Here is a 24,623-nt window from a genome sequence, read left to right as displayed (position 1 = left end):
AACTGCTCGACAGTACGAACGAGCAGTTCTTTTATGTTTATTTTACATTTTGTTCCTTTTTCATTCTGTCAATTTCAGGACCTAACTCATCACGTACTGTACCTTTCCAAGGCTTTACACCAGCGATATAGGAAGAACGAGTCATAATGTGTCCCCCTACAGGACCAGTGATGAAGAGGAACAGTATCCCTAGTAAAATTCGGGGATTGAAATGATCTTCTATTAGCCAAAAGTGAAAGAATACACCAATCAATACACACATGACACCCAGTGTTGCACTTTTAGAAGCTGCATGGGCACGCGTATACAAATCAGGTAAGCGGACAAGTCCGATAGCTGTGACGGCGATAAACAGTACGCCAACAGAAATGAAAAAGATAACTAAGCTATTAGCGAGAATTGTCACGTTTAATGATATCTCCTTTCTCTATGAATTTAGAGAAAGCCATTGTCCCGATAAACGATAAAATCGCAAGCAATAAAATAATTTCTAGAAAGAAGCTTGTTTCCACTAAAATCGAAAATAGTCCAATAAGAGAAATAAGTGAAACACCAAGTGAATCCAAAGCGACAACACGATCAGATGCAGAAGGGCCTTTTACCATTCGGTAAATAACTGCAATCATCGATAAGCAAATCACTACGATCACAGCAATAATAAATGTTGTCATGATTTACTCACCTCCAAAATCGCTTTCTCAAATGAATCTCGAATGGAAGCAACAGCTTCATCCACATCATTAATATCAATCGCATGTACATACAATGTTTTCGCATCATCTGATACATGCACTACCACTGTTCCGGGTGTTAACGTAATAAGACTTGATAATAAAGTGATTTCCCAGTCTTCGGTTAAAACAGTAGGATAGGCAAAAAAGGCAGGTTGCATGTCCAATTTAGGCTTTAACACGACCTTTAAAACTTGCACATTGGCTAATATTAACTCTTTAAAAAACAGCAAAGTCAGTTTAATAAGGGCCCATAAGCGGTAGACATAAAGACGTGATTTGAAAAATCTTCGCATGATGATAAGTAAAATGATCCCTATGATGAACCCTATGATAAAGCCAGCTGCTGTGTAATTAGAGGAAAGGAACATCCAGACGAAGGCAAGTACAAAATTTAAAATCATTTGAAATGCCATTGTGTTAATCCTCCTTCATGACAGCATCTATATAGATAGATGGATCCGTTAATAATTTTGCTGCATCGTCCATGAATGGCGTAATCCATTCTGAACCAACACCATATGCTACAGTAATGAGTACTAAAAGGGCAGTAGGCATAAACAGCATCTTATAGACAGATTTATCGACAGACCCGTGTGTTTCTTTCTCCTCACCCCAAAAAGCATAAAGGAAAATACGAATCACGGATAATAGGACAAGCAGTGAAGATGCTAAGATAAAAATACTACTCCACATACTACCAGCCTCAAAGCCTCCCTGTACAATAAGCAGCTTTCCAACAAATCCACTAAGTGGTGGAATGCCAGCTAAACCAAAAGCTGCAATCAAATAACACCAGCCTAGAGCCGGATATTTCTTCATGAGACCACCCATCTTACGCAAATCAGATGTACCAGTAATGTAGATGACAATGCCGATTAACATAAAGAGTGCTGCCTTTATAAGCATATCGTGAATTAAATAAAACATAGCACCCTTTAAGGAAACCTCATTCATTTGAGAAACACCAAATAAAATGACACCTACTGCAATAACAATGTTGTAGATAATAATGAGTTTGACATCAAAATAAGCTAGTGCCCCAATACATCCAGCTACGATAGTAGCAATGGCTAGTACCATTAATAAATCGTGCGTATAGGATAAATCATGTACAAAAAATAGCGTATAGGTACGTGTAATGGCATAGACACCCACCTTTGTAAGCAAAGCACCAAATAGAGTTAGGACAGGGATTGGCGCTGCCGCATAAGAAGTAGGAAGCCAAAAGTATAATGGGAAAATGGCTGCTTTTAGTCCAAATACCATTAAAAATAGGACGGCAATAACCGTAATAATTCCCGGCTGATTAATTTCAGCAATTTTGACAGCAATATCCGCCATGTTTAATGTACCGACTACGGAATATAAAAAGGCAACGGTAATAACGAATAAGGCCGAAGAAATAACATTAATTAAAATATATTTAATAGACCCTTTCAGTTGTCCCTTCTCACCACCTAGAACGATGAGTAAGTAGGAAGCCATTAACAATACCTCAAAGAAAACAAACAAGTTGAAAATATCGCCAGTCGTAAAGGCCCCATTGACCCCCGTTAAAATAAACATAATACCAGGGTAATAAAAGAAGCGTTCACGTTCCTTCGTAATGGAACCGAAACCATACCAAACAACAAAAAATGCAATAAGCAATGTCGTTGTAACGAGTAATACAGATACCATATCAGATACCATTGTAATACCGTAAGGAACAGGCCAATTTCCGAATGTTACTTTTTGAATACCATCCTGTTTCACTTTTAAAAGAAGTGAAATAGCAGAGATGAAGGCGAGCCCAATACCAAGTAATGAAAATGACCGTTGATAGGTTAGATTTTTTTGCCCAAACATTAAAATCATACCGAAGAAAAACGGGATGATAATGGGCAATAATAGGAAGTTATTCATCCTCATCACTTCCTCTCATTAAGCTAATATCATCTGTGTTAAGCTCCTGATAGGAACGATAAGCAAGTACAAGGAAGAATGCTGTAACCCCAAAGCTAATAACAATAGCTGTTAAAATAAGTGCCTGGGGTAAAGGGTCCGCAAAAGTTTTGGCTCCTTCGTTTAAAACGGGTGGTGCTTCGCCACCAAGGCCCCCCATTGTTAAGATGAGCAGGTGGGCACCATGACTTAAAAGACCTGTTCCAATAATAATGCGTAATAAGCTTTTCGATAAAATTAAATAGACAGCTGCCATAAAGAGAAAGCCGATGACAAAGGCCATAATTATTTCCATTATTCATCCTCCCCAATCGTTTGAATAATGGTCATCGTAACGCCGACAACAACCAAATAGACACCGCTATCAAAAAGCATAGCCGTGTGTAATGACTGTTTGCCCAGAAGCGGTAAATCGAAATAATCAAAGTAATGCGTAAAAAACGGTTTGCCCACAAACATTGGGAATGCCGCAGTAGCAAGGGCTAATAGTAAGCCAATAGCTGTTACATACGTATAATTGATAGGTAAGATATGGCGCACTGTATTGATATCAAAAGCTAACACTAAGAGAACAAGTGCACTTGATGTTAACAGTCCTCCAACAAAGCCGCCCCCAGGCGTGTAGTGACCAGCTAAAAATATATGAATGGAGAAGAAGAAAATAATGAAAAATACAATTTTAGCTGTAAATTGTATTATCACATCATTTGTTTTCATGTGTTTTCTCCTTTCTATTCATACGTAACTTAATCATGGCTAAAATCGCCATGCCCGCAATGCCTAGTACTGTAATTTCAAATAATGTATCGAAACCACGATAATCTACTAAAATTACGTTTACAATATTTCCTCCACCAGCTAATGAGTACACGGTTTCCTCGTAGTACTTAGCAATAGAAGGAATCAGTTTTTGTGAATGCGCAGATAGTGCCACAAGTGTTACCATAACACCAACTGCAATTGAAACAATGGCACGATTTAATTGGAATCTCATTCTTTCCTCGCGCTTACCAAGCTTCGGGAGGTGATAAAATGCTAATAAAAATAGTGCTACTGAAATCGTTTCAATAACGAGCTGTGTTAACGCTAAATCCGGCGCGTTAAAAATAACAAAGAATAATGCAACAGTGTAGCCAACAGCACCCAGTCCAATAATGGCTGTTAAACGTGACTTGGCCAAGATAGTAATGGCTGTACCAATTAATAAAACCACAATCAATATAATTTCATATGGTCTAATTGGTGAGGCCCCTTGGAATGAAAGACTAAAAGCATCCTTCACGAAAAGAGAGCCAATGACGATAATAGCGATTCCACTAAACATATAGAGTAAATAGTGACGCATCGAGCCAGTCATATAGCGTCGTGATAAACGATTTAAGCCAACACCCAACCCCTGCATGATTTTGTCATAGGCATTGTTTAATGTGAATGCTTGTGGGAATCGTTGGTATATTCCTTGCCATTTTGGTAAGGCAACAAATAATAATACCCCAATGATAATTATTCCGATTGTCATCAGTAGCTCAGGGTTAATGCCGTGCCAAGCTGATACATGTATATCAACAGCTTGTGGTGTATCATATAAAAATGGCTGAATGGCTTGAACAGCAGGCTTGACAAAGGTATTGCCTATTAAATTCGGGATGAAGAAAATAATTACGACTAATGCTGCTAAAAGTATCGGCGAAATAAGCATCCCTATTGGTGCCTCATGTGGTTTATGAGGTAATTGTTCCGGCTTGTAATTGCCATTAAATGTTCGGAAAACAAAATAAAAGCTATAGATAAATGTGAAAATACTAGCGATCCAAGCAATAATAGGGAAGAGTGCTCCCCATGTTTCAAAGCCGAAAAATTCAAACTTTTGAAGGGCAAGCATAGCTGTTAAAAACATTTCTTTACTTAAGAAGCCATTAAATGGTGGAAGACCAGCCATTGATAAGCTGCCAATAGCTGCCACAGTAAAGCTAATCGGCATGATACTCATTAATCCACCAAGTTTTCGAATATCACGAGTTCCTGTTTCATGATCCACAATCCCTGCAATCATGAATAAACTGCCTTTAAATGTTGCATGATTGATAAGGTGGAAAATAGCTGCATATGCCGCAAATTTAATCGTATCGACTGTGTCGTTAGCATGAAAGGCAACGGCGCTCGCCCCAAGCAGTGACATAATCAGTCCCAGTTGACTGACTGTAGAAAATGCAAGAATGCCTTTTAAGTCTGTTTGCTTCACTGCAAAGAAGGAACCCCAGAATAACGTTAAGAGACCTACTCCTGTTACAAGCCATATCCAAAGCTCTGAGGCAGCAAAAATAGGTGTAAATCGTGCCACTAAATAGATACCTGCTTTGACCATTGTTGCGGAGTGAAGATAGGCACTTACTGGTGTTGGTGCTTCCATTGCATCTGGTAGCCAAATATAGAATGGGAATTGTGCGGACTTTGTAAATGCGCCTAAAAGTAATAAAACGAGCGACCAAGTGAATAAAGGTTGGTCTACTAAATTAGGTGCCATCACAATCAATTCACGGATGGAATAGGTTCCTCCCATTAAATAAAGAAGAATGAAACCACCTAGCATCATTAAGCCGCCACCGACTGTTATCATCATGGACTTCAGTGCACCGAAGCGTGAGGCATCACGGTTATACCAATAGCCAATGAGTAAAAATGACGAAATAGATGTTAGTTCCCAAAAGAAATAAAGTGTTATTAAATGATCTGACTGTACTACTCCCAGCATGGCTGACATAAATAGCAATAAGTAAACATAAAAATTATGTAATTTTTCTTTATGCTTATCTAAGTAAAAGATAGAGTAAAGTACAACCAATGAACCAATTCCGGTAATGAGTAGTGAGAATAATAAGCTAAGTCCATCCAAATACGAAACGATGGAAATATCAAGTGATGGAATCCAAGGTAGCTCTGCAATAAATACTTCTCCTTCAGCTACTTGTGCAATATATGTTGCATAGATAACTGCGAGTGTAGCAGGTACAGCAAGAACAAACCAGCCTGTGTGAATATTTTTCATGCGTTTATATAAAAAAGGCACTAATATTGCAGCAAGCATTGGAATGAAAATATAAAGTACTTGTAACAAAAAAACCCTCCTTTATGCAGGTAAGTATACCAATTATAACGTACTTTAATTGCGAATGCATATGGACGAATGGGATTTAGCTTGCGGTAGTGGAAGAATTTTCGTTATATTATAAATAGGAAGTTATCAATAAAAATAGAGGAAAAAATTTTTTATGAGGAATCCTTATATCTATGGTTATCTACCATTAATTACAATTTTATTGTTTAGTTTGACATTTGGCATGTATGCTGTTGGCGAATCCTTACAGATTTTTCAAGCAATCGGTGTTTATTCAGGTATGCGAGAATTTTTATCTGATTTTGAGTTACGCGTATTTTTGCTCATTGTTTTTGCCATTGTTTTTTTTATGTTATTTTCTGCACTCAAACTAGTAGGGGAAACGATTCATGAGCTAGGAATGCTGTTTTTCTCAAAAGATCATGATGGAGCTACTGTTAGTCAGGCTCGAGGTGGCTATATTATCTTGTTTATCGGCGCCATGTGTTCCGCATTTGCCATCCAATTTATTTATGTTTTGATTGGTATCTTTATCATAACTGTGTTTACCTATTTTATTTATCTGATTTATAAAATGAGTCATTTTATGTCGATGGGCGGCACAATTGGTCTATTAATCTTTGAGCTTTTTATGTGGACCATTCTTTTAACACTCATTATTTATGTTGTGTTGAAGCTATATAATGGCATTTTGGCAAGTTTGCCGTTTGCCCATTAGTTACATTACATACTAGTGAAAAGAGGTAGCAGTCATGTAAGACTGCTACCTCTTGGCTGTTTCACTACTCTAATAAAACATTAAATAATTGATGATGAATTTTGTATGCCTCTAATTTTTGCATGGATTGAGGCTTATCATAGCCTAGCCATACAGCCGCAGTATAACCATCATTAAGTCCGGCAAGCCAGTAGTCCCGATAGTCATTAGTTGTGCCTGTTTTTGCTCCTATATAGTCGCTGTTACTGTAAACCCCTTGTCCTGTCCCATTTGCCACAACATCAGCAAGAAGCTCACGCATATATTTCACCGTTTTCGGAGACCAGATTTGATTACGCTGTGTATCCCAACTATAAAGCTCAGTTCCATCTAAAGCTGTCACTTTACGAATACCATGAGCTAAAACATAGGAGCCATCGATAAAGCTTGTATAGGCATCTGCTAGCTCTAAGGCTGTCACACCGTAAGTTAGCCCACCCAATGAAGCGGCATAATTATGATCTTTCGCTACAATCGAACGGAAGTGAAAGCGATTAAGGTATTGAAAGGCCGTTTCAACGCCAATAGTTTCAAAGAGACGCAGTGCAGATGTGTTGTAGCTGTGTCGAAAAGCTGTACGGAGGGACACATCACCATACGTATAGCCCCCATAGTTTTGCGGACAGAACGAGCCAACACAGTATCTACCTCCATTGACAATAGAATCAGGTGTATGTGCTGACGTTTCAAAGAAAGGGGCATAGACTGCTAAAGGTTTAAAGGCTGATCCAGGCTGACGTGTTCCTTGGAATGCACGATGATAATCAAATTTTTCATAGTTTTTTCCTGCATACAAGCTGACAATTTCTCTTGATTGGTTTTCAATGACTGCACCAGCTGCTTGCAACGAACCTGTACCGAGAATAGCTGACATTTTAACCTCATCATGCTGCTGTTTATTTGGATCAAGTGCAGTTTGAATGATGAGTCCATTTTGAAATAGTGTATCTAGTCGATTATCTAATTGTGCTTTAATTTTTTTCTTTTCTTCCTCATTCTCTGTATTGCTCAGTCGATCCGCATAACCCTCTTTTTCAGCAACTAACCACTTTAGCTCTTGAAGAACGTAAGTGCTATACATTGGATAACTTTGAATTTTATCTTTCACATTTAATGTAATCGGCTCAGCTTTGTAGGTAGCTGCATTTTCCTTTGTAATAGCGCCATTAACTGCTAGCGTATCTAACAAACGCTCCTGTCTCGCTTTAGTTTGATCGAAATTTTTCAAAGGATTATAAAGAGAGGGGTTATTTGGGATCGCCGCAATAAAAGCAATTTCAGCAATGCTTAATTCTTGAAGTGGCTTTTGAAAATAATAGGTCGCTGCTCCACCGATACCATAAACTTGGTTGCTAAAATAGGATTCATTAAGATACATTGTTAAAATAGTTTCTTTATCAAATTCTTTTTCTAATTCATGCGCATAAAAAAGCTCTGTTAATTTCCGCTCATATGTTTTTTCATCAGATAAATAACGCATTCGAACGAGCTGCTGTGTAATCGTACTACCACCTTGAGAGGCTGTGTTGCTATTCGAATTGGCTACAACTGCACGAATGATTGCACTTAAATCAAAACCGATATGCTCATAAAAATCAGCATCTTCACTTGTAATGAATATTTCCTGGGCAATTTGTGGAATTTCTTGTAAGGTTAACGGCTGTCGCCATTCGACATATTCCTCGCTAAATGTTTGCCCATTTCGATCAATTAGAGTGACAGGAAGTTGGGTTTGTACCTCAGGTAAATGAATAGCACTCGATATTTGTTCCTCATGTGCTTGAGCGGTATTGATTTCTGTCCTAATGTTTGTACTAATCCACCATAAAGCAGGTAGGGATAGTAATATAATAAAAAAACCAAAAGCCTTTTTCATGTGTGCCTCCACTCTTTCGATAAATCCTTCATCAGAATAACATATTTTGGATTGATTCCAAATACTCGCTCAGACCTATTTCCTTGGTTTTGATTATGAAAGTTAAAATTGCAAAAATCGTCAATACTTTGATGAAGAAAACCAATAAGAAGTATGTTAGACTAAAATGAGGTCGGAAAGGATGCATTAGTCATTTTTTTCATTGAAACTGAAATTTATCATTAAAGGAGAGACTTCCATGTTTCCACAATTAACAACAGACGTACAAGCAGGCGAAGTGCTTGTAGAAATGAACACAACACTAGGTGCTATCAAAATTAAGTTGTTCCCTGAGCATGCACCAAAAACGGTTGAGAACTTTTTAGGCCATGCTAAATCAGGCTACTATAATGGCATTATTTTCCACCGTGTTATTCAAGACTTCATGGTTCAAGGTGGAGACCCAACTGGTACTGGTATGGGTGGAGAATCGATTTGGGGTAATTCTTTTGAAGATGAATTCTCAGATAACTTGTTTAACCTGCGCGGTGCGTTATCAATGGCAAATGCAGGTCCAAACACAAATGGCTCTCAATTCTTCATCGTACAAATGAAGCATCTGCCAAGTGATATGCTTCGCCAATTACAAGGAGCTGGTTTCCCAGAGGAGATCATTGAAGCTTATGCACAAAATGGTGGTACACCTTGGTTAGACCATAAACACACAGTATTCGGTCATGTTGTGGAAGGTATGGACATTGTGGACAAAATTGCGGATGTTGAAAAAGATTTCCGCGATAAACCATTAGAAGATGTGAAAATTGAGTCAATTACGGTTTTTGAATAATACTTATAAGGACGTGTAGAGTATGCAAAACTTTATGTACCAATTTTTATATTTCCCTGAAGACAAATCAGGTTATATTCCAGCGGCTTTTGAGTTTTTAATCATGCTTATTCTATGTATTATCGTGTTTATGCTTTTTAGAAAAATTTCTAAGAAACAGGAAATGAAATCAAAAGAAATCGAAGCACGTATTCTAGCAGATAAGAAAAATACAAATAATCAACAAAACATTTAGCTAAAAAAGAATCTGCTTCCCACATTAGATGTTAAGGGTAAGCAGATTCTTTTTTATAGATCATTTTTTATAACGACGAATCATATTTTGCACCGTCTTGAAGCCAGTGAAACAAACGAGTACAAGCGATAAACCAATCCCACTTAATGCGGTAATAAACGCTAGCCATTCGAATAGTGTATAACTCCAAATACTCTCGAAATCACTGCTATCCTTCCACCCCTCAATAACTAAGTTCATACCGTAAATACCAGATACCACAGTAAATACAGTTAAAATAAACAGTAAATTATTACTTCTATTATCTGATTGATCCTCTTGTGTGCGATACAAACTGTCCAATGTCGCTTTGGTTTCTACATAATGCTCATTAATACGGAACAGCTTTCGTAGCATTTGGGAAATTTCTCTTCCTTCCGTTCGAACAATCACTTCTTCAAAATAATAGCGTGCCGAAAATTTTGTAATTAATTCAATTAATTCATTCACAACGAGCTTATCCTTGCCCCATTTGATTTCACTATATTCATAGGACAACTTTAAGAGCATCATTTTGTAAAAATAATGAATGAAAAGATTATAATAGTGTGTTCCCATAAACTCTTGAATGCTATGTGTACACTTTTCAAAGGGCAAATTCGTAAGGGTCATTTGTGCCTGTGCCGAAGTAATAATATAGCTATTGGGTGCCCAACGTGTATGTGCATGGTCTTGCACATATTGCGCAATATATTGAGCGTTTGTGCTGGAAATAAAGGGCTTGCCTGCAGGTGTTCTACCATCTACTTGTCCTAATCGAAATAAATGCTCAGGTAATATGTCTGCTTCTTTCTCAGCAATTAAATAGGCAGAAGCATACATCCGCTCATCCTCGAAAAACGGTAATCCTTCGTAGCTAGTGTCTTGTTGATGCTGTAAAAAAGGCTGTAAATAGGGGATAAAATAGTTAAATAATAGTTCACTGGTTGAAGAACAATGGCCAAAGGAAAAATGATGACTCGCCCCTTTTTCTTCTCGAAGCTTAGCCTCCAGTACTCTAAAATAGTGAATAAAATTTAAAATGTCACTTATATCATGTGGGGTATCTGTTATATTTGTTCTCACGGTTATAATACCGTTTCCAAAAGGACATAGTGTTACATCAATACTCGTGATTTCATAATGAATACGACTGTCTAGATGATGTAAGGAGCCTTGGGTATAGAATGCTTTTGAAAACCGAATAAAGTCAGGGCTATTCATATCGTATGGGAATAATTTATCCTCTAAAAAGGGATAGAAAAACTGGGCAAGCTCCTCATGGATGATTGTCGTATCACCGTAAAAGGCATTTTCAAGAGCTGTATTATTTAGGGTGAAAAAAGTAAAACCTTCCTTTAGTAGTACCTCTCCAATTTTTTGACGATTTTTCGTGGAATAGGCAAAGGGAAATAAGAATGTCATATATGCACGTTTAATCATTAATGGCGCTAAGTCCATGAAAACACCTCTTTTTACATCTGATTGATAAGAAACTTTTCCACAAAATCATTATTTTAAACATATAAAAGGATATCTCCAAAAGTTGAGATATCCTTTTTACTGTTATTTTCTATTCAAACACTTTTTTAAAGCGTTTTACACCATCTTGAACGGTTTCAAATGAACAAGCGACATTCATACGTAGGAAGCCATGACCTTCTTCCCCATATTTTGTCCCTGGCTCTAATGCAAGCTTTCCGATTTTTAATAAGCGATTCATGATGTCCTTTTCTTCAAGCTCTAGCTCGCGGTAATCAATCCAGATTAAATAAGTGGATTGTGGTATTGTGACACGAATGCCTGGAAGCTGCTCTAACTCGGCTTTTACATATTCCATATTTGTAGAAATATATGGAAGTAACTCGTCTAACCAAGGAGCTCCTTCTGTATAAGCGGCATGAAGTGCAACAGAGGCAAATGTATTTAACGAGCCTTGTCCACTTGCCATATTTATTGCCTCTAGCTGTAGACGTTTTTTCCTATCTGTTACGATCATATAAGAAACTTGAATTCCTGCTAAATTAAATGTTTTGGTAGGAGCCATGCAAGTAATAATACGATTGATCTCATCACCTGCAACCTTTGCTAGAGGAATATGCTTATCCCCGTTTAACATTAAATCAGCATGTATTTCATCAGAAATAATGATGACATCGTATTTAGCACAAAGTCGTACAATCTCCTTTAAAGTAGCTTCATCCCATACATAGCCTCCTGGATTGTGAGGGTTACATAATATGTAGGCTTTCACATCTTGCGCTAATGCCTGTTCAAAGGCTTCGAAATCATAGCCAATCACACCATCTTTTTCAACTAATGGGCAGCTTACAACTTCACGCCCATTACTTTTGGGGATGTTATAGAATGGTGGGTAGACTGGTGGCGAAATGAGTACTTTGTCACCAGGGTTTGTTAGGGCTACAATGCTATTGGCTAATGCCGCTACAACACCATTACAAAATAGGATAGATTCTTTATCAATATGCCAGGCATGGCGAGTATTTTGCCAGTCTACGATTGACTGAATCGCTTCTTCACCCATAAAACTATAGCCAAAAATAGTTTGTTCAGCGTGTTTCTGTAATGCCTTTGAAACGGCTATTGGTGCTGCAAAATCCATATCGGCTACCCACATTGGCAAGATATCTGACGCATCATCTAGGCCATATACCTTTTCCATTGCGTCCCATTTTACAGAGTTTGTACATCGACGTTTGAAAGTTTGATCAAAAATAGACAAGCAAATCACTCTTTTCTTTTTTATTTAATATGGTATCATACGGGTATGATCAAAGGATAACAGGTGAGTATTTTGGAAAATATAAAAATGAATCAAGCAGCTGTACATCTGCTAGAGGAGTGGGATCCATTCCACTTAGGTCCAGACCATTATGATACAGAAACGGCAGATGTAGTAGCAGCATTGCAAGGGATAGATGATCCATCGACACTTGCAAAAATTATTCAAGAAACATATGAGCATTCGTTTGAACAATGGATACCATTTGAAGATTGTGTAGCCATTTCTTACAAACTAATTGCTATTAAATTTGAAGCAAAATGTATTATTTAAAATATTTTGCATATTTCTTATAAAAAAAGGGGGCTGTCATTCGACAACCTCTTTTTTAATGTGCACGTTTGAGGCTAGTTCTTATTTAAATAAAGGTAAAATCCCCTGAATGAAAATAATGAAAATGGCAATTGGAGAAACGAAACGAACTAAAATATACCAGATATTAAACATTAAGCTAGATGCGGCTAATTCCTTACGTGAAATATCCTTCGTATAATAATAACCTGCAAATATAGAAATAAGGAAAGCTCCTATCGGCATGCCGATGCTGTTCGTCAGAAAATCAACAAAGTCAAAAATAGAGCGATCTAATATTTTTACATCTGATAATATACCAAACGACAGCGCACTTGGGATACCGAAAATAAAAATGATGATTCCACCAATCCAAGCAATCTTTCTACGTTTTTCTGGATGGTCTCCAATCGCAATGGCTACAACAATTTCTAACATAGAAATGGAGGAAGTGACGGTAGCAAATAGCAACAGGATGAAAAAAATGGTTAAGAATAGACCACCAAGTGGCAACTGCTCGAAAACAGCTGGCAAAATAATGAAAACAAGGCCAGGCCCTTGGTCAGGCGTATAGCCTAGAGCGAATACTGCGGGGAAAATAACAAGACCCGCAAGTAAAGAAATAATAATATTCATGGAAGCTACATTGATTGCTGAATTACCAATCTTCTCTGTTTTAGACAAATAGGAAGCATATGTAATCATAACGGCAATACCTACACTTAAAGAGAAGAAGGCTTGTCCTAAAGCCATTAAAAATGTTTCAGCGTTAAAGTAAGACCAATCAGGCACAAACATAAATTTAACGCCTTCCATTGCGCCATCTAAAGTTAAAGAGCGTATAACTAAGACAATGAAGAAAATAAAGAGCAAGGGCATCATCCATGTGCTGGCTTTTTCGATTCCACCCTTAATACCTGCCGATACAATCACTACTGTTAATAGCATGAATAGTCCCTGTACTAGAATGGCTTCGGAGGGGCTTGAAATAATATTGGTAAATAAATCTGCGTAATTCATCTCAGAACTAGCATTTGTTAGCTTAAATGTAATGGCACGACCCAAATAGCTTAAAATCCATCCACCAACAACACTATAAAACGATAAGATAAGGCCCGCAATCACCATGCCACCCCAGCCAATCAAATACCACGGCTTTCCTGGCGCTTGTTCCTTAAAGGAAGTGACAGCGTCTTTTTGCCCTCGACGACCAATCATAAACTCAGCAATAAGCACTGGTAAGCCGATAAAAAATGTACATAAAATGAATAATAAAATAAAGACACTACCGCCATTAGTACCTGCCATATAGGGGAATTTCCAAATGGCTCCTAACCCTATAGCACTTCCAGCAGCAGCTAAAATAAAACCAATTTTAGTTGTAAACTGATCTCTCGATGACACGAAAATAAATCCTCCTTATACTAAAGTTTTATTTTACCTCAATATTCTCATAACACAAGCAGATATCAGAAAATTGACGATGGATATTCCTATATCAGCAGCTGTTTAGAAATGAAATAATAACATATTAGGAGGGGTCTTCTTTTTGAGTAAAAGGTATATTATTTTTGTAACAATTGGGTATAATATTTCGTTTCACTAACAAAAGGGGGGATCGCTTTGATGGAGTCGGACTTAATAGCAAGGGCCCAACAAGGAGATAAGGAGGCCTATACCGAGCTTATTCGTATCCATCAACGAACTGTTGAAAAATTTGCCTTTCAATGTGGTGTACATAGGAATGATTTAGCTGATGTTTCACAGGAGGTATTTGTCAAGTTGTATCGCTTTTTACATCAATTTAAGCAGAATCGTCTTACAACGTGGCTCTATAAAATCACCTTAAATGCTACTCGTGATTACTATCGCAAGGAACAACGACAGCAGGAAAAAGAGGACAAGCTACACGCTCAACAACAAAATAACTATTCATCTGCAGAAGATAATGTTCTTCTATTTGAGGAGGACAGGCTGTTACATAGTGCCATGCAACCTCTGGATGAAAAGTATCGCTATGCAACAGATCCATCCCAAACAACAATTAAAGTGGGCGTTAAACTAGAATCAATGCAGAAGATTGGTCAGCATTTAACCTTCCAGCTAAGTACAATGTCTACAGAAAAAGGCGGAGAACGTTGCATCATTACGGCCATTTCCGAGTAAGGAGATTTTTTGCCCCGTTTTTACACGTATGTTATAATTTAAGCGATATATACGTAGCAAACAAAAAGAAAGTGGGCAAAGGTTATGGTAAAAAAATATGAATTAGGAGACGTGTTGACCGGAAAAGTTACAGGTATTCAACCATACGGTGCATTCGTAGCACTAGATGACAATACGCAAGGCCTTGTGCATATTTCGGAAATAACATACGGCTTTGTTAAAGACGTTAGTGAGTTTTTAGCTGTTGGGCAGGAAGTAGAAGTAAAAATTCTTGAAATCGATGAAGAGGCCGAAAAAATTAGTTTATCGATGAGAGCGCTACAGGAACGCCCCACATCAGTACGAAAAAAAGATGCACCGCCGCGTAAAACATTGCAGGACCGTGTAGATGAATCGGATGCAAATGGTTTTAATTCCTTAAAAGATAAGTTGCAAGACTGGATCGAACAATCAGGACACTAAAAAAACGAGGATACTTTCGACTGAAGGGATCCTCGTTTTTTTGCTATTGTTTTTTTATTTTTCGGATTCGATATTGCAGGTTTTGGCGACTCATGCCAAGTGCATTCGCTGCTTTTGTAATATTGCCCTCATATAAATTTAAGACATTTTGCACATAATATGATTCGGCTTCACGCAAATAAGCATCCAGTGGCATGACTTCATGATTTTGATGAAACATAAAAAATTCTGGCTCACGATTGTTTGTGTCTTGCTGTTGTACCTTGAAGCGGAAATGGAGTGGCAATAAATCTGAAGTAACCGTTGACTCTGTTGTCATAAATGAAACGATTTCATCCAACAGCAGCTCAAGTTCCTTAAGATTTCCTGGCCAATCATATTGTAAAAATAATTCCTGTACATCTGGTGCAAGTTCAGTGACTTGGGAGGCAAAGCGTTCTCGATGTCGAGTAAAATAATCATCGACAAATGGAAGAATATCTTCTTTTCGATCCGTTAAATTAGGAATGGTAATAGCCATTGTTGCAAAGAAATAATAAAGTGACTTAGACAGCTTTTTTTCAGCGATCAATGTAATGGGGTCACTGCCCACACTTCCAATCAGCATATATTTGGACTGTGGAAGGGATTGTAGTATAGCTAAAAGTTGTTCCTGAATGTCTAAGCTCAAAAAATCTATGCGTTCAAAGAAAAAGGTATAGTCCGTATCTTCTTCTAACAGTTGCTGTAATTTATCCAGCACGGATTGAGCAGAACGGCGGCTGACAAGCGTCACAAAAGCTTCAGGATCTGGAGAGGCTGCATGGTGGATTCCTTCAGCCACTAAATCTTTCCCTGTGCCAGATTCACCAATTAATAATACAGGTAATTTTACGGCTGCTGCTTTTTTAGCATTCTCGATAACCTGCTTCATTGATTCTGAATCAGCTTTAATCATATCAAATGTTAATGGTTCATCATAACGACGAAGGGGTTGATAAACAAGCTTTTCAAGTGAGGTAATATCTCGAGCAAATTCTATTGCCCCGATGAGTTTACCTTCCACAAAAAGTGGAAAAGTATCATTGATTGTTGTAATTTCATGACCATTTTTATTCCAATAGGATTGTTTAACATTGATTTCCTTTTTTCCTGTTTGTAAAACACGCATTAATGTACTTTCGTGTTGACGGAACGAAAACATTTCAATAATGGAACGGTCCGCAAGTTCATCAAAATGAAATCCTTCAATTTCTTTCATTTTTGTATTGTAAATAATTGTTTTACCAGATAGGTCTACTGCATGGATACCAACGGATACATTTGTTGCAATAAACTCATAAAAAGGTAGTAAAGGTTCAGAATTTTTCATAAAAATGTGCACCTCAAAAATTTTTTACTTGAAATATGCAACAAAATTTTGCATTATAATAAGTGTAAGAATATTTTATACGCAAAGATATTTTGCGTCAATGTTTTTTGCATACCCAAATACATCTCACAAGGGAGGATTAAGTATGATTCCATACAAACACGAACCATTCACAGATTTTTCACAAGAGGCAAACTACAATGCTTATGTGGAGGCTTTAAATAAAGTTGAAGGTTACTTAGGTCAAGACTACCCACTTATCATTGGTGGCGAGCGCATTACAACAGAAGATAAAATCGTTTCGTACAATCCTGCAAAGAAAACAGAAGTGATCGGCCGTGTGTCAAAAGCAAGCAAAGAGTTAGCTGAAAAAGCGATGCAAGCAGCGGATGAAACATTTAAAACATGGAAAAAAGTTGACCCTGCGATTCGTGCTGACGTTTTATTCAAAGCTGCAGCTATTATTCGTCGTCGTAAACATGAATTCTCTGCATTACTAACAAAAGAAGCAGGGAAACCTTGGGCAGAGGCAGATGCAGATACAGCGGAAGCAATCGACTTCTTGGAATACTATGGTCGCCAAATGCTACGCATTAAAGGCGGTCAACCAGTAGAAAGCCGTCCAGGCGAATACAACCGTTATGACTATATTCCATTAGGAATCGGTATCGTTATTTCTCCTTGGAACTTCCCATTTGCTATCATGGCTGGTACAACAGTGGCCGCTTTAGTAACAGGGAACACAGTCTTATTAAAACCAGCTTCTACAACACCAGTAGTGGCGTATAAATTTATCGAAGTATTAGAAGAAGCAGGTCTTCCAGCAGGTGCCGTGAACTTCGTACCAGGTTCTGGTGCTGAAGTAGGCGACTACTTAGTCGATCATCCAAAAACACGCTTCATCAGCTTCACAGGTTCACGTGATGTTGGTTTACGTATCAACCAACGTGCTTCTGTATTAAATGATGGTCAAATTTGGATTAAACGTGTCATCGCTGAAATGGGCGGTAAAGATACAATCGTAGTTGATAAAGAAGCAGACTTAGAATTAGCTGCACAATCAATCGTCAAATCAGCATTTGGCTTCTCAGGTCAAAAATGTTCAGCATGTTCTCGTGCAGTCATCGTAGAAGATGTATATGAGCAAGTTGTTAATCGTGTAGAAGAATTAACAAATGCTTTAACAGTTGGAGATCCAACAGATTTCAGCAACTTCATGGCAACAGTTATTGACCAAGCGGCATTCAACAAAATTACGGAATACATCGAAATCGGTAAAGGCGAAGGTCGTCTAGTGGCTGGTGGTACAGCAGATGATTCAGTTGGTTACTTCGTACAGCCAACTGTATTCGCAGACGTAGAACCTTCTGCACGTATTATGAAAGAAGAAATCTTCGGGCCAGTGGTAGCGATCGCAAAAGCAAAAGATTTCGATCACGCTATTGAAATTGCGAACGATACAGAATACGGTTTAACAGGTGCAGTCATCACGAAAAACCGTGTGAACTTAGAAAAAGCACGTGAAGAATTCCATGTAGGAAACCTTTACTTCAACCGTGGCTGTACAGGTGCCATCGTTGGCTACCAACCATTTGGTGGTTTCAACATGTCAGGTACAGACTCAAAAGCAGGTGGACCAGACTACCTACAACTGCATATGCAAGCAAAAACAACTTCAGAAATGCTTTAATTTTATATTGACGTTAGGGCTACTCTAATAAGTAGAAATTAAAGCATTATGACAGGATTTGCAAAACTTCTCCAGGTAATACTATCCCTGGCTCAAACCGTAGACACTCATGACGAGGTAGTTTATTTTGGAGAAGTGAGCAAATTTATGGTTGAATTGTTGCTGAATTCTTAATTATTCTACTCATAGAGATACATAGTCCCTATCTTCCATAGATTTTTCATCATGATTTAGTAAGGAGAGAATAGGATATGACAAAAACTCAACAAGTTATTGAACAAACACAAAATTATGGTGCAGCAAACTATCATCCACTGCCAATCGTAATTTCAGAGGCTGAGGGTGCTTGGGTTAAAGATCCAGAGGGCAACAAATATTTAGATATGCTATCAGCTTATTCAGCTGTAAACCAAGGACACCGTCACCCAAAAATTATTGCTGCTTTAAAAGAACAAGCTGATAAAGTAACGTTAACTTCACGTGCATTTTACAGCGAAAATCTTGGTGAATGGTATGAGCTAGTAGGAAAATTAACAAATAAAGAAATGGTCTTACCAATGAATACTGGTGCTGAAGCAGTAGAGACTGCCTTTAAAGCAGCTCGTCGTTGGGCATATGATGTAAAAGGCGTAGAAGATGGCAAGGCTGAAGTTATTGCATGTAATGGTAACTTCCACGGTCGTACAATGCTTGCTGTATCTTTATCTTCTGACGAAGAATATCGTCGTGGCTTCGGTCCAATGTTACCAAACGTTAAATTAGTAGACTATGGTAATCTTGAAGCATTAAAGGCAGCTATTACACCAAACACTGCAGCATTCTTAATCGAACCAATTCAAGGCGAAGCTGGTATTGTCATTCCAACAGAAGGCTTCTTAAAAGCTGCTCGTGAACTTTGCCGTGAAAACAACGTATTATTCATTGCTGACGAAATTCAAGCAGGTCTAGCACGTACTGGTAAAATGTTTGCTTGTGATTGGGAAGAAGTAGAACCAGATATGTACATCTTAGGTAAAGCACTAGGTGGCGGTGTATTCCCTATTTCTTGTGTGGCTGCAAACCGTAATATCCTAGGCGTATTCAACCCAGGTTCTCATGGTTCAACTTTCGGTGGAAATCCTTTAGCTTGTGCAGTTTCAATTGCATCAATTAAAGTGTTATTAGATGAAAAATTAGCAGAACGTTCACATGACCTTGGTGAATATTTCAAAGGTAAATTAAGAGAAATTAACAACCCGGTTATTAAAGAAGTACGTGGTCGTGGTTTATTTATCGGTATGGAATTAACAGAGGCAGCGCGTCCATACTGTGAAAAACTAAAAGAATTAGGTCTATTATGTAAAGAAACACATGATACAGTTATTCGTTTTGCACCACCACTTGTTATTTCTCAAAAGGATTTAGATTGGTCAATTGAACAAATTGAAAAAGTATTTAAACTTTAACAAAATGTTCACATTTTAATTCGGAAGTATGTTACAATGATGCCGATATACTATCATTAAAAAAAATAAAGAGGCGATTTAATATGTCTGAAAACTTAAATCTTTTCACATCAACACAAGATGTCATTCAAGATGCTCTAAATAAACTTGGCTATGATGAAGCAATGTATGAATTACTAAAAGAACCGCTTCGCATGCTACAAGTACGCATTCCAGTGAAAATGGATGATGGTACAACAAAAGTATTTACTGGTTACCGTGCACAGCATAATGATGCTGTAGGACCAACTAAAGGTGGGGTTCGTTTCCACCCACAAGTGTCTGAGGAGGAAGTTAAAGCGCTTTCAATGTGGATGACATTGAAATGTGGTATTGTCGATCTACCATACGGTGGTGGTAAAGGCGGTGTCATTTGTGATCCTCGTCAAATGTCTATGGGCGAAATCGAGCGTTTAAGCCGTGGTTATGTACGTGCAGTAAGTCAAATCGTAGGACCAACAAAAGATATTCCTGCGCCAGACGTATTTACAAATGCACAAATTATGGCATGGATGATGGATGAATATAGCCGCATGGATGAATTCAACTCTCCAGGCTTCATCACTGGTAAGCCACTAGTACTTGGTGGTTCTCAAGGTCGTGATCGTGCGACTGCACAAGGTGTTACAATCGTAATCGAAGAAGCAGCAAAAAAACGTGGCATTGACATTAAAGGTGCTCGCGTTGTGATTCAAGGATTTGGTAATGCAGGTAGCTTCCTTGCGAAATTCATGCATGATTTAGGTGCAAAAGTAATCGGTATTTCAGATGCTTATGGTGCACTGCATGATCCTGAAGGTTTAGATATCGACTATTTATTAGATCGTCGTGATAGCTTCGGAACAGTAACAACTTTATTTGAAAACACGATTTCAAACAAAGAATTATTAGAGCTTGATTGTGATATTTTAGTGCCAGCTGCTATTGAAAACCAAATTACTGCTGACAATGCACACAATATTAAAGCCACTATCGTAGTAGAAGCAGCAAACGGTCCAACAACATCTGAAGCAACTAAAATCTTAACAGAGCGTGGCATTTTACTTGTACCAGACGTATTAGCCTCTGCTGGTGGTGTGACAGTTTCTTACTTTGAATGGGTACAAAATAACCAAGGTTATTATTGGACAGAAGAAGAAGTTGAAGAGCGTCTATACAAAAAAATGGTTGAAGCATTTGACAATGTTTATACAACAGCAACAACACGTAACATCAACATGCGCTTAGCGGCTTACATGGTAGGTGTTCGCCGTACTGCTGAAGCTTCACGCTTCCGTGGATGGGTTTAAGTAGAAGATAAATGAAATGAAACGAGTCATTCCTATAATAATGGGGTGACTCGTTTTTTCTTGTTTATTTGTTTGAATAAGGTGCTCAAGGCGCTGTTGTACTAATCTAAGTAGTAATGACGTAATAAGTATACGCAATATTCCATTTATATAGAGGGTGACTCAACAAAATCTGAACAATCACTAGTATTATGATTGCAAAGTCGGCGTTTAATCTTTGCTTTCTCCAATATAAATATGAGAAAATCCAACTAGAAAGGGGCGAATTAAATGGATTCATTTACATTTTTTAACCCAGTGAAGCTCCATTTTGGTGAAGATGCACTGGAAAAATTACCGAACGAATTAACGCAATATGGCGAGAAGGTACTAGTTGTCTATGGTGGCGGAAGCATCAAAGCGAATGGTGTTTACAATGCTGTTATAGAGAAATTACAACAGGCAAATAAAACAATAGTTGAATTAAGTGGTGTTGAACCAAATCCACGTGTGGAAACAGCGAGACGTGGTATTGAAATTTGTAAAACTGAAGGCATTGATTTAGTGCTAGCTATTGGTGGCGGCTCTGTTATTGATTGTTCCAAATTAATTGCTGCCGGTGCAAAATATAATGGTGATGCTTGGGATATCGTAAAACGTAAGGTAATTGTAGAGCAAGCCATACCGTTAGGAACGGTATTAACGCTTGCAGCTACTGGTTCTGAAATGAACTCAGGATCTGTTATTACCAATGCAGCTACCGAAGAAAAACTAAGCTGGGGTAGCCCAGCGACATTCCCGAAATTTTCAATACTGAATCCAGTCTATACTGTGACGGTACCTAAAAACCACACCGTTTATGGAATCGTTGATATGATGTCACATGTTTTTGAACAATATTTCCATAACACAACGAATACCCCGATTACAGATGAAATGTGTGAAGGAGTATTACGAACGGTTATTACGACAGCGCCCAAATTACTTGAGGATTTAGAGAATACGACATTACGTGAAACGATTTTATTGGCGGGGACAATTGGTTTAAATGGATTCTTATCAATCGGCTCTCGTGGTGATTGGGCATCTCATAATATTGAGCATGCTGTATCCGCTGTATACGATATTCCACATGCAGGGGGATTAGCTATCCTCCAGCCACATTGGATGCGTTTAAATGTGCCTGTGAATCCTGAGCGTTTTGCGGGTATAGCAACACGTGTATTTGGGGTCGACGCAACAGGCAAGACAGTAGAAGAAGTTGCTTACGAAGGAATCGATCGTCTATCAGCATTTTGGACGTCATTAGGGGCGCCTAATCGCTTGGCTGATTATGATATTGATGATTCGAAATTCCAACAGATTGTAGAGCATGCTATGCAGAACGGTCCTTTTGGAAACTTTAATAAACTGCAAGAGGAAGATGTAAGAACCATTTTACAAAATTCTCTTTAAAACAATGAGTGTGAGGCTATGATTTATGGTCTTGCACGCATTGTTTTTTTTAGGTTTCATGAATCGAAATGTTAAGAAAAATTAACGATTCATGTTGAATTTTGTCGTAGAAGTTTCTTAAGTCCTGCGATATAGTGAAATAGATAGATGAATAAGATGGTAGAAATATTATTTCTATTATTTTTAGGTGAGAAAAGTCATGTGAAAATTGAATTATTGGTTAATTATTGAAAACAATATTACTTTTGAATAAGAAGAAAAGTATTTTTGTCGTAATTGCTCGAATGATGTAAAGATGTTCAGAAATTGTTCAGCCATCTTTATTAAAATAATGACAATTTAAAACAAAGGGGAGAGGGATCAAATGTTGAAACGATTGTTAGAGAAGCGCATTGTTACATTAAATTGTGTGGAGATACCATTTCAACAGCATGTTTATAAAATGCAAAATTGTGTAGAAGTATTGGGAATTGAAGCGAAATCTCTACAAATTGAAAATAATAAAATTATCACAGGATACATTGATGATCAAAGTATATTTTTCAAAAGCTTACGTTTTGGACAAACGATTATTCATTTTTCGGATGGTGTAAATAAAGCAATTGTACAATTATTTGTTCGTCCTTCTGGAGAAATTGTTGTAGAAGTAAAGCCTTATTTAGGAGAAGCTGAAATTGTCACTGTGTATTATCGAACAATTTTAGCGGATACATTTATCGCAATTGATTTAAAAGGTGCTTTAAAACATTATCTGGTGGCCCATCAATTCATGAACAGAGAAGATTCGATTGCAGAGGTGCACTATCAATCCATGCATCCAAATGTTTTAAAGGATTCTTTTGCTGGACATTTTGTATTAGGTTGTCATATGGATGGCAGAGAAATTCAAAATGCTAATGAATATGCTTTAGCTAACCGTCAAGCTTCATTACAATTTTCGAAAATCATCATTCTACAAAGGGGGAAGAGAAAGGCGATAGCCTGTGACAGACTGCTTACTTTTATGATTACCAACCATGTCTTTGTTGGGTACGAGGATATACCTGATTATCAAAATGAAGTTGAAAATTATGTAAAACGAGATTGTTTAATACCAGTATAACAAATAGCCAACTGCCTGAAATATGGCAATTGGCTATTTGTTTTCTTTAAATGATTATATGGTGTCTTTTGGTTTTTCGTTAACATGTACCCAATTTGTTTTTCCATCATCTTCATCAAATAAAATCGCTACTTTCGATACCCCTTTTTGGCTTAAGATGACCTCTGTTAAATGGTCACGTACGTCATCTAAAAAAGCCAGCGATAAATGAGGATCCGCTTCAGCTACTAATTCGACATGCAAAAATTCTCCTTCTTTAATTACTTCAAGGCGGAAGATATCTTTAATATTGGGATCATCCATTACAATATGGGCGATGTGATTTAACATTTCCTCGTCAGTCTCCCCAATGACGCCACGAGCGTTATCTAGAAATACTTTACCGACAACATAAAACATCATCGCGCCAATAATCATCGAAACAAGACCTTCTATTCGGCCCCAACCAGTAAAGTAGGCAATTAAAATGGCAGCAAAGGCTAAAAAGTTTCCGCTAGTAGCAACTAAATCTTCCATAAAGACTAATTTGGTTGCAGGCTTTGCACGATTTAAATAAGAAAACGCTTTTGGAATTGTGGAGAGACCTGCTTTTTCTTGACCCGCTTCATGCAGCACTTCAGCAGCTGCTTTGGCAAGCACTGTACCCTCTAAAACAATCCCTATGAATAATACCCCGAGTGCAATTAGTATTCCACTAGACTCTCCTGTAGGATGAATAAAATGATGCCAACCTTCTTTTATCGTTTCATAAGAAAGGATAGCTACAATAATGACAGCAAATAAGCAGACTAAATTGACAATTCGACCGAAACCACCGGGAAATTGTTTTGTAGGTGCCTTTTTTGAAAGTGCTGAGCCTATATACACAAATAATTGGTTTGCTGCATCACCGAGAGAGTGCATCATTTCTGCAAACATGGCAACATTACCAGTTAAGAAAAAGGCGACTCCTTTGATGATTCCTAAAAAGGTGTTGACACATGCTGCCAATAGGGAGGGTTTGTTGCCATCCTTTAGTAATTTTAATAGTTCTGCCATAAAAAATC

General features: G+C 37.7%; 24 protein-coding genes. 11 read left to right on the top strand and 13 right to left on the bottom strand.

Going from position 1 to position 24,623, the window contains the following annotated elements:
• Positions 1-37: 37 nt before the first annotated feature.
• From mnhG to CRI88_RS09330, 7 genes are read right to left on the bottom strand one after another with little or no spacing between them, the layout of a single operon-like run.
• Positions 38-406, bottom strand: a complete 369-nt coding sequence (gene mnhG, locus CRI88_RS09360; protein WP_058844852.1) for a monovalent cation/H(+) antiporter subunit G — start codon at positions 404-406, stop codon at positions 38-40.
• On the bottom strand, positions 390-671 hold the full coding sequence (locus CRI88_RS09355; RefSeq protein ID WP_004228375.1) for a Na(+)/H(+) antiporter subunit F1: 282 nt from the start codon (positions 669-671) through the stop codon (positions 390-392). The genes mnhG and CRI88_RS09355 overlap by 17 nt, the downstream gene beginning before the upstream one ends.
• The gene (locus tag CRI88_RS09350) at positions 668-1,147 is read right to left on the bottom strand and encodes a Na+/H+ antiporter subunit E (RefSeq protein WP_058844853.1); all 480 of its coding nucleotides are present in this window, start codon (positions 1,145-1,147) and stop codon (positions 668-670) included. Before CRI88_RS09350 ends, CRI88_RS09355 begins: the two co-directional genes overlap by 4 nt.
• Positions 1,148-1,151: 4 nt before the next feature.
• Positions 1,152-2,639, bottom strand: coding sequence for a Na+/H+ antiporter subunit D (locus tag CRI88_RS09345; protein WP_058844854.1), 1,488 nt, complete (start codon positions 2,637-2,639; stop codon positions 1,152-1,154).
• Positions 2,632-2,973 (bottom strand): Na(+)/H(+) antiporter subunit C, encoded by a 342-nt coding sequence (locus tag CRI88_RS09340; protein ID WP_004228379.1) that lies wholly within the window; start codon positions 2,971-2,973, stop codon positions 2,632-2,634. Before CRI88_RS09340 ends, CRI88_RS09345 begins: the two co-directional genes overlap by 8 nt.
• Positions 2,973-3,395 carry a Na(+)/H(+) antiporter subunit B gene (locus tag CRI88_RS09335; RefSeq protein ID WP_036119837.1) on the bottom strand — a complete coding sequence of 141 codons (423 nt, stop codon included), beginning with the start codon at positions 3,393-3,395 and terminating at the stop codon, positions 2,973-2,975. Before CRI88_RS09335 ends, CRI88_RS09340 begins: the two co-directional genes overlap by 1 nt.
• Positions 3,382-5,793, bottom strand: coding sequence for a Na+/H+ antiporter subunit A (locus tag CRI88_RS09330; protein WP_082673760.1), 2,412 nt, complete (start codon positions 5,791-5,793; stop codon positions 3,382-3,384). The genes CRI88_RS09335 and CRI88_RS09330 overlap by 14 nt, the downstream gene beginning before the upstream one ends.
• A 154-nt stretch (positions 5,794-5,947) precedes the next feature.
• Between CRI88_RS09330 and CRI88_RS09325 the strand changes: the two genes are divergently transcribed.
• Entirely contained in the window at positions 5,948-6,511 is a 564-nt protein-coding gene (locus CRI88_RS09325; protein WP_058844855.1) for a DUF5366 family protein, read from the top strand.
• A gap of 64 nt (positions 6,512-6,575) precedes the next feature.
• Here the strand turns inward: CRI88_RS09325 and CRI88_RS09320 are convergent, their stop codons facing one another.
• Entirely contained in the window at positions 6,576-8,426 is a 1,851-nt protein-coding gene (locus CRI88_RS09320; RefSeq protein WP_036118104.1) for a transglycosylase domain-containing protein, read from the bottom strand.
• Positions 8,427-8,664: 238 nt separating this feature from the next.
• Here CRI88_RS09320 and CRI88_RS09315 point away from each other — a divergent pair, with 238 nt between their 5' ends.
• Both CRI88_RS09315 and CRI88_RS09310 read left to right on the top strand, forming a co-directional pair.
• Positions 8,665-9,252 (top strand): peptidylprolyl isomerase, encoded by a 588-nt coding sequence (locus CRI88_RS09315; RefSeq protein WP_036118107.1) that lies wholly within the window; start codon positions 8,665-8,667, stop codon positions 9,250-9,252.
• Positions 9,253-9,274: 22 nt separating this feature from the next.
• On the top strand, positions 9,275-9,487 hold the full coding sequence (locus CRI88_RS09310; RefSeq protein WP_036118109.1) for a hypothetical protein: 213 nt from the start codon (positions 9,275-9,277) through the stop codon (positions 9,485-9,487).
• Positions 9,488-9,547: 60 nt separating this feature from the next.
• On the opposite strand, the gene CRI88_RS09305 is transcribed toward CRI88_RS09310, so the two are convergent.
• Both CRI88_RS09305 and CRI88_RS09300 read right to left on the bottom strand, forming a co-directional pair.
• A complete protein-coding gene (locus tag CRI88_RS09305; protein WP_036118111.1) occupies positions 9,548-10,966 on the bottom strand; it encodes a magnesium transporter CorA family protein in 1,419 nt (472 codons plus the stop codon).
• A gap of 112 nt (positions 10,967-11,078) precedes the next feature.
• Positions 11,079-12,248, bottom strand: a complete 1,170-nt coding sequence (locus CRI88_RS09300) for a MalY/PatB family protein (RefSeq protein WP_036119849.1) — start codon at positions 12,246-12,248, stop codon at positions 11,079-11,081.
• Between the two features lie 72 nt (positions 12,249-12,320).
• On the opposite strand from CRI88_RS09300, the gene CRI88_RS09295 reads away from it, so the two are divergent.
• A complete protein-coding gene (locus tag CRI88_RS09295) occupies positions 12,321-12,581 on the top strand; it encodes a DUF1871 family protein (RefSeq protein WP_080717041.1) in 261 nt (86 codons plus the stop codon).
• A gap of 81 nt (positions 12,582-12,662) precedes the next feature.
• On the opposite strand, the gene CRI88_RS09290 is transcribed toward CRI88_RS09295, so the two are convergent.
• Positions 12,663-14,003 (bottom strand): sodium-dependent transporter, encoded by a 1,341-nt coding sequence (locus tag CRI88_RS09290; RefSeq protein WP_036119854.1) that lies wholly within the window; start codon positions 14,001-14,003, stop codon positions 12,663-12,665.
• 219 nt (positions 14,004-14,222) lie between these two features.
• Between CRI88_RS09290 and CRI88_RS09285 the strand changes: the two genes are divergently transcribed.
• Entirely contained in the window at positions 14,223-14,765 is a 543-nt protein-coding gene (locus CRI88_RS09285) for an RNA polymerase sigma factor (protein ID WP_058844856.1), read from the top strand.
• 84 nt (positions 14,766-14,849) lie between these two features.
• A complete protein-coding gene (gene yugI, locus CRI88_RS09280) occupies positions 14,850-15,227 on the top strand; it encodes a S1 domain-containing post-transcriptional regulator GSP13 (protein WP_036119858.1) in 378 nt (125 codons plus the stop codon).
• A gap of 43 nt (positions 15,228-15,270) precedes the next feature.
• On the opposite strand, the gene CRI88_RS09275 is transcribed toward yugI, so the two are convergent.
• Positions 15,271-16,578, bottom strand: coding sequence for an AAA-type ATPase lid domain-containing protein (locus CRI88_RS09275; RefSeq protein ID WP_058844857.1), 1,308 nt, complete (start codon positions 16,576-16,578; stop codon positions 15,271-15,273).
• A gap of 145 nt (positions 16,579-16,723) precedes the next feature.
• On the opposite strand from CRI88_RS09275, the gene pruA reads away from it, so the two are divergent.
• The 5 genes from pruA to CRI88_RS09250 all read left to right on the top strand — a co-directional run bounded on the left by pruA (position 16,724) and on the right by CRI88_RS09250 (position 23,577).
• Entirely contained in the window at positions 16,724-18,268 is a 1,545-nt protein-coding gene (pruA, locus tag CRI88_RS09270; RefSeq protein ID WP_036119871.1) for an L-glutamate gamma-semialdehyde dehydrogenase, read from the top strand.
• A gap of 251 nt (positions 18,269-18,519) precedes the next feature.
• Positions 18,520-19,713, top strand: a complete 1,194-nt coding sequence (locus tag CRI88_RS09265) for an ornithine--oxo-acid transaminase (protein WP_058843224.1) — start codon at positions 18,520-18,522, stop codon at positions 19,711-19,713.
• Positions 19,714-19,796: 83 nt separating this feature from the next.
• Positions 19,797-21,041, top strand: a complete 1,245-nt coding sequence (locus CRI88_RS09260; protein WP_036119879.1) for a Glu/Leu/Phe/Val family dehydrogenase — start codon at positions 19,797-19,799, stop codon at positions 21,039-21,041.
• Positions 21,042-21,311: 270 nt separating this feature from the next.
• Positions 21,312-22,475, top strand: coding sequence for an iron-containing alcohol dehydrogenase (locus CRI88_RS09255; protein WP_058843225.1), 1,164 nt, complete (start codon positions 21,312-21,314; stop codon positions 22,473-22,475).
• 364 nt (positions 22,476-22,839) lie between these two features.
• Positions 22,840-23,577 (top strand): hypothetical protein, encoded by a 738-nt coding sequence (locus CRI88_RS09250; RefSeq protein WP_058843226.1) that lies wholly within the window; start codon positions 22,840-22,842, stop codon positions 23,575-23,577.
• Between the two features lie 54 nt (positions 23,578-23,631).
• On the opposite strand, the gene CRI88_RS09245 is transcribed toward CRI88_RS09250, so the two are convergent.
• Positions 23,632-24,615: a cation diffusion facilitator family transporter gene (locus CRI88_RS09245; RefSeq protein WP_036119886.1), complete on the bottom strand. Its 984-nt coding sequence runs from the start codon at positions 24,613-24,615 to the stop codon at positions 23,632-23,634.
• Positions 24,616-24,623: the final 8 nt, after the last annotated feature.

The sequence above is a fragment of the Lysinibacillus fusiformis genome (assembly GCF_002845985.1).
Classification (GTDB): domain Bacteria; phylum Bacillota; class Bacilli; order Bacillales_A; family Planococcaceae; genus Lysinibacillus; species Lysinibacillus fusiformis_D.
Note: the sequence above shows the minus strand (reverse complement) of the source record. Positions and strands in the feature narration are given on the sequence as shown.